Origin of the sequence: Flagellimonas meishanensis (assembly GCF_019880545.1) — a bacterium.
GTDB lineage: Bacteria > Bacteroidota > Bacteroidia > Flavobacteriales > Flavobacteriaceae > Flagellimonas > Flagellimonas meishanensis.
The window spans coordinates 734,338-747,201 of the sequence record NZ_JAINVW010000003.1 but is presented as its reverse complement, the minus strand read 5'-3'; the positions used below and the strand labels follow the sequence as shown (position 1 = coordinate 747,201).

Annotated in this window: 12 protein-coding genes and 1 other RNA gene; 5 read left to right on the top strand and 8 right to left on the bottom strand. The window is 43.7% G+C overall.

Features of this window, described 5'->3' with window-relative positions; all coding sequences use genetic code 11:
* Window positions 1-71: 71 nt before the first annotated feature.
* From K7G75_RS11330 to K7G75_RS11300, 7 genes are all read right to left on the bottom strand, one after another.
* Window positions 72-770, bottom strand: coding sequence for a response regulator (locus K7G75_RS11330; protein WP_222984357.1), 699 nt, complete (start codon window positions 768-770; stop codon window positions 72-74).
* The gene (locus tag K7G75_RS11325) at window positions 763-2,727 is read right to left on the bottom strand and encodes a tetratricopeptide repeat-containing sensor histidine kinase (protein WP_222984356.1); all 1,965 of its coding nucleotides are present in this window, start codon (window positions 2,725-2,727) and stop codon (window positions 763-765) included. The genes K7G75_RS11330 and K7G75_RS11325 overlap by 8 nt, the downstream gene beginning before the upstream one ends.
* 482 nt (window positions 2,728-3,209) lie before the next feature.
* Window positions 3,210-3,368, bottom strand: a complete 159-nt coding sequence (locus K7G75_RS11320; protein ID WP_222984355.1) for a hypothetical protein — start codon at window positions 3,366-3,368, stop codon at window positions 3,210-3,212.
* Between the two features lie 138 nt (window positions 3,369-3,506).
* Window positions 3,507-4,280: a LytR/AlgR family response regulator transcription factor gene (locus K7G75_RS11315; protein ID WP_313777830.1), complete on the bottom strand. Its 774-nt coding sequence runs from the start codon at window positions 4,278-4,280 to the stop codon at window positions 3,507-3,509.
* A 92-nt stretch (window positions 4,281-4,372) separates the two neighbouring features.
* The gene (locus K7G75_RS11310) at window positions 4,373-5,914 is read right to left on the bottom strand and encodes a hypothetical protein (RefSeq protein ID WP_262420336.1); all 1,542 of its coding nucleotides are present in this window, start codon (window positions 5,912-5,914) and stop codon (window positions 4,373-4,375) included.
* Complete coding sequence (locus K7G75_RS11305) at window positions 5,911-6,306, bottom strand: acyl-CoA thioesterase (RefSeq protein WP_222984354.1); 396 nt, start codon at window positions 6,304-6,306, stop codon at window positions 5,911-5,913. Before K7G75_RS11305 ends, K7G75_RS11310 begins: the two co-directional genes overlap by 4 nt.
* A complete protein-coding gene (locus tag K7G75_RS11300; RefSeq protein WP_222984353.1) occupies window positions 6,306-7,352 on the bottom strand; it encodes a glutaminyl-peptide cyclotransferase in 1,047 nt (348 codons plus the stop codon). Before K7G75_RS11300 ends, K7G75_RS11305 begins: the two co-directional genes overlap by 1 nt.
* Before the next feature lie 96 nt (window positions 7,353-7,448).
* Between K7G75_RS11300 and ffs the strand changes: the two genes are divergently transcribed.
* From ffs to fsa, 4 genes are all read left to right on the top strand, one after another.
* An RNA gene (ffs, locus tag K7G75_RS11295) (signal recognition particle sRNA small type) lies at window positions 7,449-7,547 on the top strand.
* Window positions 7,548-7,603: 56 nt separating this feature from the next.
* Window positions 7,604-8,413, top strand: coding sequence for an SDR family oxidoreductase (locus K7G75_RS11290; RefSeq protein WP_222984352.1), 810 nt, complete (start codon window positions 7,604-7,606; stop codon window positions 8,411-8,413).
* Window positions 8,414-8,446: 33 nt separating this feature from the next.
* Window positions 8,447-8,866, top strand: coding sequence for a hypothetical protein (locus tag K7G75_RS11285; protein WP_222984351.1), 420 nt, complete (start codon window positions 8,447-8,449; stop codon window positions 8,864-8,866).
* A gap of 96 nt (window positions 8,867-8,962) precedes the next feature.
* On the top strand, window positions 8,963-9,619 hold the full coding sequence (gene fsa / locus K7G75_RS11280; protein WP_222984350.1) for a fructose-6-phosphate aldolase: 657 nt from the start codon (window positions 8,963-8,965) through the stop codon (window positions 9,617-9,619).
* Window positions 9,620-9,680: 61 nt separating this feature from the next.
* On the opposite strand, the gene K7G75_RS11275 is transcribed toward fsa, so the two are convergent.
* Window positions 9,681-11,063: a TlpA family protein disulfide reductase gene (locus K7G75_RS11275; protein WP_262420335.1), complete on the bottom strand. Its 1,383-nt coding sequence runs from the start codon at window positions 11,061-11,063 to the stop codon at window positions 9,681-9,683.
* A 168-nt stretch (window positions 11,064-11,231) separates the two neighbouring features.
* Between K7G75_RS11275 and K7G75_RS11270 the strand changes: the two genes are divergently transcribed.
* Entirely contained in the window at window positions 11,232-12,863 is a 1,632-nt protein-coding gene (locus tag K7G75_RS11270; protein WP_222984348.1) for an ABC-F family ATP-binding cassette domain-containing protein, read from the top strand.
* Window position 12,864: the final 1 nt, after the last annotated feature.

Here is a 12,864-nt window from a genome sequence, read left to right as displayed (position 1 = left end):
GTTTTTATGCTCAAAAGGGGTGAAAAAAGTACATGAAGTACGAAAAGCAACGGTTTTTGCCCACTTGCTGCTTAGATAAATCCCTTGCTCTTCGCTGCCAGGATCAAGGCAAGATCATTCTCGTTTTCCGTTCCAAAAAGTGTTTTAAGATGTCGTTTTCTGTTTTCGATGGAGGACGGGGACAAGCGTATGTGTTTTTCAAGGTCCTTGGTCTTGGTCCCCTGGGAAAGATGGTAGAGTATTTTTCTGTCCTTTTCATCCAGATCAATATCGTTGGCCATCTTTTTTCTTATGGCGCCGAGCGCTTTGGAAGAATAATAGGGAGGGTCGTTGATGATGGTCTTCACGGCATCCTCGAGAGTTTTTGGATCAATATCGGTTTTCACAAGATAACCATCGGGGTCTACCGTTTTTAGGATACTATTGATCCTGAAATTGTCACTGAACGAGGACATGTATACAATTTTGGTCCCGGGGACCAGTTTTCGGGCCAAAATGCCCAGGTCTTCACCCGTGTGTGGTTGGTCCTCGTTGGGGGCGTAAAGCTGCACGTCCAGGAACAGGATGTCGTACTTGAAGGAATTGACGGAATCCTCGATAATTTTTTTAGCACTTTCATAGGTGGTGGCGGTATCCACAATAATGTTGTATCCATCAAATTCCAATTCCTCCAAGATAAACTTATATCCCAGAATGGTGATTTCATGGTCGTCCACAGCCAAAATCCGGAGGGTTTTGAGGCTTTCCTTGGTATGTTCCGGGTTAGACATTCAGTACTTGTTTTGTTTTTTCAATCTGCTTTTCGTCATTAAATACTACCGATTCCACAGGAATCTGCACCAAAACCTGCGTTCCATTTCCATTGTTGCTGTCAACCTTCAACGTACCCTTCAACTTTTGAACCCTAGAGGTCACATTGCGCAAACCTATGCCTTTTTTGCCTTTGTTTGTGTCAAATCCGATACCATTATCGGTAATCCGCAATTCCAACATGTCATCGTCAACCATCATGTCAACCTGTACTTTATTGCATTTTGCGTGTTTGACACAGTTCTGCAACGACTCCTGTACAATCCTATAGATATTGATTTTGATATCGCCCTGAAGGCTGTCCCAATCCACTTTGGAACTATACTCAAAACCAATTGATATCTTGGATGATTTACGGATATCGTCAATCAGGTCTTCCAGCGATACAATAAAGTTATAAAATTTTTGATACGAAGCATTGCTCAATTCGTGTGAGATGGTCCTGATTTCCTCTTCCACTTCACGCAGCTTTTCGATAAAATCCGCCCGTTTTTCAACGGCCGATGGGTCGCCCTTTTCATTAAGTCCGCTGAGAATGAGCCGAATGCCCAACATTTGGCCCAAAATGCCATCATGCAGTTCCTCCGAAATGCGTTTCTGCTCCAATTGTTTGCCTTCCTTGAGCTTGCCCTGCTGGGACAACATCAGATTATAGATCTCCTGATTGCTCTCCTGCTGTTTTTGCTTGAACTTTAGCCTATTGTTGTGTATCCTCTGGGTAACGATGATCATGGTGGCGATACCCATTAAAATGAGCGCCATGGCCGCAGCGATCCATAGTTGCCTTTGTCGGGTGAGAAATTTGTTTTCCTCGATCACCTCATCGGTTTCGAGCCGAATCCGTGCAAATTTGTCCCTTTTGGCGCGTTCCTCCTCTTTTATGTTCTCGTTGAGGGTATAGTAGGCATTGGAATAGGCCACGGCATTGTCACTGTCCCATTGGGTAAGTAAGCGTAATATCTCCAAAAGGCGATCGTTGTTACTGGTTTCTTGGGCAATGTTTCGAGATTGCCGGGCATATTGAATGGCCTGGGCCGTGTCGCCTTGAGCCATCATCAATTCACCATAATATTGATTGATACGAGCTTGATTGTACAAGTTTCCTATACTGTCATTGATTTTAGAAGCCATATCCAAGTATCCAGAAACGCCATCTAGGTTGTTTTCTCCTTTAAGTATACAATATGCATAACTAGCAAGTGCTTGAGAATACAGTTTTGGGGCCTCACTTTGAAGCTTTTTATCTTTAATCAATTGATAATATACATTCTTAGCTGCTGGATAGTCTTCCATGCTCATAAGACTAGCGGACAGGTTATTTTGGTTTTGCCAAGACAATCTGTTTTTTAGCTCTGAGTTTAAGTCATCCAAATAGCCCATGGCCTTTTCGTAATACTCTATGGACTTCTTATTGTTGTCCATGCCATTGGCAATGACGCCCAAAACATTGTAACAGTTATAAACCCGGAGATTATCATCCAATTCTTGGAAAATCATTAAAGCTTGCGCAATACTTAATTCAGCCCCTAAATAGTCCTTATAGGAATCCTGTATGTTGCCCATACTGTATAACATACGCCCTCTTAGGGATTGGGAAGTAGAATCCACCGGCATCCTATCAAAGCTTCGATAGGCGGCCCGAAAGTGATAATAGGCACTGTCCAACACCCCATAGTCGCGAAAAAACGAAGCCAAATCCCAATGGGACTCCCCCAAGTTCTTATAGATTTTGGCCTTTTGGGATAATTGCTGAACCTTCAAATTCATTGTTCTAAAACTTGAAGAGTCTTTAATTTTTTTATAGGCCAGGGATATTCGGGAAAGATAATCCAATCGTTGAGTAATATTGGTTATTTGCAGAGACATATTCTCTGCTTCTTCCAGAAAAGACCGACGTTCTTTGATGGATAGCTCCATACTATCTTTAGAGATTGAAATAAGATATTCAATCCTTTCTGATAGCTGATTATTTCCCGATGACTGGTTTTTGTCATCGCTCCCACATGCAATAAGCAAAAGTATGGATAATATAGAGAAGCTAATTTTCAAAAGAGTGTGCTAAAAGTATGAATGTTGGTTGCCATCTTCTTTTACAAGGTACTAAAAAAGCCCCAAATTCATTATGAGTATGGGGCTGCAAAGTTTTAAAATGTTATATCACATCTGGCGATCCTCATCAATATTATATGGCAAGGGAGCTGCTATATGTTTCGCGGGCTCTGCTTTTTTTGACGAATTATTTTTATGGAATTCTTGAATACTATTGATTTTGGACCATTCGCTTATGACAATTTTACCATCTGACATCAAATAACGCATAAAAAAAAAGCCTAAACACCAAACTGTAATCATTAGGCTAATCCAGATATTGCCCAGTCTAATCCAATACATGGACCAATTTATTGTCTATCATCTTCACTTTTTTCATTTTCGTCATTAGCCTCCTGATCTAAACTAGCAAGTAGGTCCGCGGTTTCCTGAACATCAGTTTCAGCTTCACAGGAGAATAATCCAAGTGCAAATACGGCTACCGCTACAATACTTAAAAATCTTTTCATGGTTTACGTTTTATAGTTAAAAAAATTGGTTTATGACGCCAAAATAATGACCTACAAAACGAATGTGGAGCTTAGGCATATACTTTTAGTATATACCCTATATCTGTTAGAATTTTACGGAAATCTGCAAGAATTTGACTAATTCAGGGACCTTATCGCTGTTTTGGAAAGCATTTCCTTTAGAGCGTCTATTTTGTCCTTATAGGTCTTGGTGAACGGGATTTCCTCTTGCTGTTCGTTGCGCAAGGTGCAGATGGACCTACCATAGTTGATACGCGAAACGTAGACACTGTTCAGGATATAGCTCTGGTGTATGCGGATAAAACTTTTTGGGAGCATGTCCTCAAAAGATTTCAGGGTCTTGAAGGCGCTGACCACACGGCCATCCTTCATCACAAAGTCCGTGGTATTGTTGTCCGATTTCAGGTAAAGGATCTCCCTGGTGTCCAAATACCGATAATCCTTATAGGATTTTAAGCAGATGGTGGAGGGGAGGGTCTGTTTTGGATGCCTTTTGCGAAGCCGCATCACGGATTTCCGTATGTCAAATTCATTATGTGGCAAGATCCAATAATCAAAAAAGCCACTTTTAATGGCATTATAGGCAAATTTTTTGGTCTTGGAATATCCTATGAGTATAGGTAGGGTCTGAATGTACTGGTTCAACTCCGATACCATTTGAAAGTAATCCATGCCTTCCTCGTTCAAATTGACCAAGACTACATCGGGGGTATGCTTTAAGATAATATCCAGACCATCCATAGGACCCTTGGCCGACCCCTCGAAGGTGAAGTCCCCGTGTTCCTCCAGAAACAGTTGCAACTGTAATTTGGAAGAAGCATCTGAATCGATAATGACGTAGGTATAATCCATGGGTATTATTCTTGGAGCCAAGTTACTAACAACCAGCATAATACGATTGCAGTTTTTCCTTAAAAAAACTATGGGTTCCCTTCAAAATCAAGAAGTTTTCCTACGATAACGCCATTTTTTTTCTTAAAAACCTAGTTTTCCGGCACAAACTCGTAAGCGCCGATATCCGGATTTTGGGTGCGGTCGTTTCCTAAAATATCAAGGAAAATGGGATTCGGAATATTGGATTCGGCAGCATCGATTGCGGCAGAACCGATTCCGATCTGAAATTGATTCTGAAAAGGTTGAAGAAATTCAGGGTCTTCACTTAAAAGCATGTTCTGGTAACGGGCGGTATCATCAAAATCATATAGAGGGTCTTCGGCAAATTGATTGTCGCCATCCTCAAACTGAAGCAGGCAATTTTGAAAGCGAAAATCAAAGACGGATTCGATTGCGCTTTGCAATGAGAGTTCACGGGAGGAACTTCCGGCAATTATGCAGTTGACGAATTCCGCATTGATAAGATCGGCAGAACCCACTCCATCGGAATTGGATAGGAGCACCGCCGGACCACTTCTAAAGCCATTGTTCCAATAATTGGCGAAGGTGCAATGCGTAAATTGATAGCTTCCACCCAACTCAACCAAAAGAGCGGCATTTCCGGCACTGCCCACTACCGTGTTCTCCGCGACCACATGAGCGGAAGTTGCCCACAGGTTGCTGTTGAGGCTATTATACAGCTGTGTATTGCGTACGATCAGGCTGGGCGCGTTCCAAGGGGCTTCCCCATCGACCCGAAGGGCAACAGTGGCATTTTTTATGGTGAGATGGTCAATTTGATTGTCCACGCTTCCTTTTTGAATCCAAACCGCCCCCCATTGTCCAGGTTCATCAGCATAGGTGGGTTCCAAGCGATCACCTTCAAAAACAACCTCATGTTCCAGAAGCTCGGGATCTTCACTTAATTGTCCATTCACCTGTAGGCTGCCACCCGCATTTACCACAAGGCCCGAATTGTTGTGGAAGTGCACCCGAGTCCCTGCGGCCATGGAAAGTGTGTTTCCTTCAGGAACGACCGCATAGCCATAGATCACATAGGGTTTTTCATTGGTGAAATCCAGTTGGTCGGGGTCCAGAACAAACCCGGGAACCTCAATTTGATTTCCCTGTGCGTCCGTCCCCAGCACAACGGTTTCCTTGCTGCCGTTGGAACGAGTGGCTGGGAATAGGAACACAGCGTCCCTGACCAAGGTTACCAAGGCCACTTTTTGGGCAGAACTTCCATTACCAAAAAAAAGGTCCTCCGTGTATAGGAACTCATTTGCGGAGGTCGTGGAAATATCAAATGTGGTTTCTACAAAGACAAACAGACTGTCCTTGGCCAACAAGGGAATATCTGCAAACTCCTTTCCGGCAATCCCATCCACATTGAGCCGGTAGCTGCTGGCCTGGCCGTTTTGTAGGCCCACATAGGGAATCAGGATGTCCTGGTCACTGGGATTGTACACTTTTAGTGTATAGGTACTGCTACCGATCGTGGTGAATATGGTATCAAGAAAAACCGTATCCTTTGAAAAGCGGAGATTACCAGAGCTAGGGGCATAGTCAAAATCCTCTCGGCAAGCGCCGAGCAATAGAACCAAAACAAGGGCCAAGCTGGTCGCCAACCCCATGAAAATTGAATTTCTCATTCCTTTTGGAATAAAGCGGTCACGGACTCCGGAACCCGTTTTGGCCGAAAGGTTGTGGCATCCAAAAGGCACCACTCCGTACTTGCACTAACTAAGAGTTGTCCGGTTTTATTGTTTCGTATCTCAACAATCCTTATGGATAACGGACCTTTGTTCTCTTGGATATGGGTTTGGACGGAAACAACATCTCCCAAAATTGCAGGTTGATGGTAGCTTATGTTGTGGTTTTTTACCACCCAGATCATGGTCTGTCGCATTTGCTCTGTGGTAGCGGCAAACCAATGGTTTTTTGAAATATCCTGGATCCACTGCACGTAACGTACATTGTTCACATGATCCAGTTCGTCCAGGTCATCTTGGCATACCTCAAGGGTTTCGCTATAGTGACGCATTATTCCTTTTTCCTGATTTGGACCTCGAACAACTTGTCCCAATTCTTTCCGGTCACAAAAAAAGTGCCCCTATCCTTATGGTAAGCAACACCGTTGAGCACGGAATTGGTATCGTCCCATTCCGGACCTTTTTTTACTTTGCCCTTCAGCCCGCCAAAATTGATGACACCTTCAATGGCACCAGAGTTGGCATCAATGATCATCATACTTTCACGCTGGTACACATTGGCATAGATTTTCCCGTCCACATACTCCAGTTCATTGGCCTTGTTGAAGATGGATTTATCGGTCACCGTCTGTATATAGCCTTGTTCGTCAAGGGTATAGGGGTCCAAAAACCAGATTTTTTCCGTGCCATCACTCTTAAAGATTTTTTCACCATCATTGCAAAGCCCCCAGCCTTCACGGCTATTGCCGTAGGTAAAGTTTCTCAATTTTTCCAGATTGGCCGGATCGTAAACATAACCAATGCCACTTTGCCAGGTAAGTTGGTACAGCTTATTGTCCACAATTGTAATCCCCTCTCCAAATACCGAATTGTCCAAATTTACCTGTTGTAAGATCTCACCCGTTTCAAAATCAACTTTCCTTACGGTAGAGGCTCCTTTTTTTCCAGTGCTTTCATATAGAATGTCTTGGTAAAACTCCAATCCTTGGGTATAGGCTTTGGGATCGTGTGGATACGTATTGATGATCTCATAGGTATAGATTTCCGGGGCGTTAGGGGAGTGCAATCTAATCTTTGTACCGATTTCAGCAGACTCATCACCATAGGTTATTTTGGCTACCAACGTTTTGTCGCCCAGGGTTTGTGATGCCAGCTTTATTTTCCCATTTTTCATTGGAAGTTCCTGTCCATCAATAAAATATTGGACCTTATCGACCGCAATATCCGCTTTACTCTTGATAGCGACACCTATCTCTTGGTCCTGCTGTAGCTTACTCTTGTTTTCAAGCTGAATGGAAAATAATTTGGAAGGGTCGGCATCCCCACCACAGCCGAGAAAAAAAGCTAAAAAACTGAATATGGAAAGTAGTTTGAACATGCTTTTGGCAATTGGGTTCATGATTCTTGTCCTTGGTCACCGAAATTAAGAATGAAATAGGATTGCAGCAAATTTAAAAGGTCGTATATTTGCATTTGGCAAGTCCTACACGACCAGCTCCTGCAGAATCCCCCAGGGTGGGAACGCAGCAAGGGTATGTGGTCGTAGCGGTGCGATGTAGGTAGCTTGCCTTTTTTTGTGCCCAAAAATCAGTAGATTGCGGCCTTTCTTCTTCATAATTTAGGCTTGGAATGGACAAAAGAGTTGTATTGATCACCGGGGGTTCCTCCGGCATTGGTAAATCCATTGGAGTTTTTTTGACTGCGAGGGGACTTAAGGTATACGGCACTACCCGATCCCTTGAAAAGTATCGCGATTTTGGTGCATTTGAGCTTCTCCAACTGGATGTGAGACAGCCGGAGAGCATCCATGCCGCAGTGACTGAGATAATTTTGCGGGAAGGACGTCTTGATGTATTGGTCAACAACGCCGGTATGGGCATCACTGGTCCTGTTGAGGAAACTCCACATGAGGAAATACTAAATGTTTTCGATACCAACTTTCATGGTCCGGTGCACATGATGAAGGCCGTATTGCCCCAAATGCGGAAACAGGGTAGTGGAACCATTATCAACATCACTTCCCTTGCCGGTTACATGGGATTGCCGTTCCGAGGGTACTATTCAGCGACAAAAGGGGCTTTGGGACTTATTACGGAGGCGCTTCGCATGGAAACCAAGGATTTTGGCATCCAAATTACCAATGTTGCCCCTGGCGATTTTGCTACCAATATTGCTGCAGGCCGTTATCATGCCCCAGTGATAAAAGGTTCGGCCTACGAGGAGATATACCAAAAAAGTCTGGACCTGATGGACGCTCATGTAGACTCCGGGGGAGATCCCATGATGGTCGCCCACAAGGTATTCGCCATCATTCAAAACAAAAAGCCAAGGGTTCATTATCCTGTTGGGGCTTTTATGCAAAAATTTTCCCTTTTTTTGAAAAAGATCCTTCCGGGCAAAATGTATGAAAAACTTTTGCTCAACCACTATAAGTTATAGTTGGATGGCATGTTTTTTGATAGCTTGGAAGGTATGGAGCGAACTACCAAAACCATCCGACTTTGCCTTTCCATTTGCATCCTGTTTCTTTTCTCCGGTTGTGATGAGGTTTACGAGTGCATTTTTAATATCAATCCCGAAATCCATGATCGTCCTTTGGAAATAGGATTGGTTGGCGAACGCTATTACGGCATCATTACGGCGGAAATCAGCAATGAGGTCAATGACAACGATTACTTCTACGATTTTGATATCATTGGCGAGCTTCCTCCCGGCATTTTTTTTGATGTGAACAGGAGGTCCATCGAGTTTTTTGGGATTCCCGAAGAGGTGGGCAATTATAGGTTCCGGGTAGAGCTTTTTGTGGAATCCTACGATTATGACGGGTTCGACGGGAGTCCAACTTGCTCGGATTCCGCTGTGCGCGATTTCGTCATTCAGGTGGTTGATTGACGGCCTATTTCATATTTTCTTCAATTATTTATCAATGGATGGTTTATGTTGTAAATTCGCAACAAATTCAATTTCAACTTAAAACAGCTTAGAAACATGAAATTTTTTATTGATACTGCCAATCTGGACCAAATTTCGGAAGCGCAGCAACTGGGAGTTTTGGATGGGGTAACCACCAATCCATCACTAATGGCCAAAGAAGGGATTACCGGAAAAGACAATATTTTGAAGCATTATGTGGATATCTGCAACATTGTTGAAGGCGATGTTTCCGCCGAAGTGGTGTCCACCGAATTTGACGGCATGATAAAGGAAGGGGAGGAGCTTGCCGAGTTACATGAGCAAATTGTGGTTAAAGTGCCCATGATCAAGGACGGGGTCAAGGCTCTAAAGTATTTTTCGGACCATGGCATTCGTACCAATTGCACGTTGGTTTTTTCTGCCGGACAGGCGCTTTTGGCCGCTAAGGCAGGGGCCACATACGTTTCACCATTCCTTGGCAGATTGGATGATATTTCCACAGACGGTTTGAACCTAATTTCGGAGATTCGCTTGATTTATGACAATTACGATTTTCAGACCCAGATACTCGCCGCTTCCATTCGCCATACCATGCACATTATTGATTGTGCCAAGTTGGGGGCCGATGTAATGACTGGGCCTTTATCGGTCATTGATGGCTTGTTAAAGCACCCACTTACGGATATAGGGCTGGAAAAATTCTTGGCCGATTACAGAAAGGGGAATTCTTAACAGTAACGAATCCAAAATAAATACACCCTGAAAACTTAATCGTTTCGGGGTTTTTTATGCCTTAGAACGAATAGTAGAGGTTCGCAAAGGCGTCAACAATAAGGGTATCCTTGGCAATGACACATTTGTTAAGGCCATCCACTATCATGGACATTTGGACTTCCTTAAAATCTTCCCCATGGAACTGGGTTTTCTTGTCCAAACGGTATTCGTCCAACAAAAGCTTCCATTGTGGAAAACTGGTTCTCAGGTTGATGCCCACAAAGGTGTGGTTCGGATATTCTTTCTTCAGTTTTTCAACATGCGCGGTCACATTTTCAAAATGCTTCTTTTGTGAACCTGCCCAAAAATAGAACACCGTTGTTTTACCCTTGCTTATTTCCCGCAGGGAAACTTCTTCGTCATCCACATTTTTCAACACCAGGTTGGGAAGTTCCCTATTGGGTTGCAGACCCTGAATACCACTGTAAAGCATGTTTATTTCTTCCTTGTGCGATTCGTTGGTGCTCAACGAACGGAATTTGTCAATAAAGATTTGGCATTCCTCATTGGCCTCATGTTCCTTTAACAGATAATCCATGGCGATGTTCCTAAAAAGGATATCCCTTAAATCCTTCTCCACTACAAGGCTGTCCACCAGGTAGAGCTTATGTTTATTAAAATGCAGATGGGAGCTGACCGGTTTCTTTTCGGTGCTGCAATGCTCCATGCAATCCATATAGGAAAGATTGCCAAAATGGTACTTCATGAAATCAAAATACGGCCTGAAATAGGTAAGGTCCCGATTGTTCAGGTCGATGGTCTTGCGATAATCGTAAAAGGAATCCGCTAATTCATGAATGGTTTCCTCACCGGTTTTCTTCTTGTGGTAGAAAGGATATTTTTCTTTGTAGATGTAAGTGTTGTAGTCAATGGAAGCCTTGGCCATGGACTGCATTTTTTCAGAAAGTTGGTTGTCGGCAACCAACTCTTCCAAATGATTGATTTTTATGGAACGCAGCGAATCAATTTTTTTGCCGAACGCTTCGGGATCCAGGGCATAATATTCATAGATCAATGGCTCTTCTTCCTCGAAGGCAAGAAACATTTCCACCAAAAAATTGTTGATTGCACTTCCTTGACCGGAATACACCAAGGATTCATCAAACTCCACAGTGTTCAAACGTATGAGGAGGCTATCCCCTTCTTGAAGATAAACATATTGCAGTTCAGGGCTGTGGTCAAAGTGGTAGAGTCCTTCATCAAGACCTTGCAGTCTAAAGGCGAACCTGTTTGTGTCGTCCAGTTTTGCCGAATCAATATAGGCGTCGTTGCGATAAAGGACCACATAGTCGCTGGTAGGGTTGGCAATCTCCCCGCCAAAATATACGGAAGGACATTCTCCTTGCTTTCCGACACATCCTAAAACAGCAAGAATTGTGAGGCTGAGTAAAAATCTTACCATACAGGGAACCTTCATAGTTGAGCACAAAAGTAACAATAGCTGAAAACCCACCTTGTTAATAGCTAGTTAAATGTTGTAAGCCCTTGTTTTTGTGTGGTTTAATAATGTGGTTTTAAATTGGTAATAAGGGTCTGTTTTAGCTACTTTTGCAAAAAAATAAATAATTGCATGCTATCAGTATCAAATTTATCGGTACAGTTTGGAAAAAGGGTTTTGTTCGATGAAGTGAACGTGACCTTCACGCAGGGGAATTGTTATGGTATTATTGGGGCCAACGGAGCGGGTAAATCGACCTTTTTGAAGATTTTGTCCGGCCAGCAGGACCCAACCTCAGGAAGTGTTCAGTTGGAGCCCGGAAAACGGATGTCCATTCTGGAACAGGACCACAATGCCTATGACAGTTTTACAGTGTTGGAGGCTGTGGTGATGGGAAACAAGCCCCTATATCATATCAAAAAAGAAATAGATGCCCTCTATGCGGACTACAATGATGCCAATGCGGAGAAAATAGGGGAGCTACAGGTACAATTTGAGGAAATGAACGGCTGGAATGCCGATAGCGATGCGGCAGCCCTACTGTCCAATTTGGGCATAGCCGAAGAATTGCACTACACTACCATGGCAGAGATGGATTCCAAACTCAAGGTGAGGGTTTTGTTGGCCCAGGCCCTTTTTGGCAACCCGGATGCACTGATCATGGACGAGCCCACCAACGACCTGGACTATGAAACCATTCAATGGTTGGAAAACTTTTTGGCCAATTATGACAATACCGTGATCGTGGTTTCGCACGACAGGCATTTTTTGGATGCCGTGTGCACCCATGTGGCGGATATAGACTTTGGCAAGATCAACCTATTTTCGGGCAACTACACTTTTTGGTATGAGAGCAGTCAGTTGGCTGCTCGCCAGCGTGCCCAGCAAAATAAAAAGGCTGAGGAAAAGGCTAAGGAACTCCAGGAATTCATCCAACGCTTCAGTGCCAATGTTGCCAAGAGCAAACAGGCCACTTCCCGAAAGAAAATGTTGGAAAAACTCAAGGTGGAGGACATCAAACCATCCAGCAGACGGTATCCCGCCATCATATTTGATCGTGAGCGCGAAGCCGGAGACCAGATTCTCCACGTGGAAGGTCTTTCGGCTACCTCAGAGGATGGAGACCTATTGTTTTCCAATGTAGATATCAATTTGGCCAAAGGGGATAAAGTGGCCATTCTTTCGAGGGACTCCAGGGCCACTACCGCTTTTTATAATATCATAACAGGAAAGACAAAGCCCAAGGACGGTTCGTACCAGTGGGGGGTGACTACCACGCAATCCCACCTTCCCGCGGATAATTCCGACTACTTTAAAGAGGACATCAATTTGGTGGATTGGCTTCGCCAATGGGCAAAGACGGAAGAAGAACGCGAGGAGGTCTACATTCGCGGATTTTTGGGCAAAATGTTGTTCAGCGGTGAAGAGGCCTTGAAGAAATGCACTGTGCTATCTGGAGGGGAAAAGGTACGTTGTATGTTGAGCAGAATGATGATGCTACGTGCCAATGTGCTACTGTTGGACGAACCAACAAATCACCTTGACCTGGAGAGCATCACAGCGTTCAACAATTCACTTAAAAATTTCAAGGGCACTGTTTTGCTGACCACACATGATCATCAATTTGTACACACGGTTGCCAATAGGATCATTGAACTGACCCCAAAAGGAAGCATCGACCGTTATCTCACTTTTGACGATTATATGTCGGATAAAGCCATCAGGGAACAACGTGAAAAAATGTACGCTGTCACTGCGGTATAAA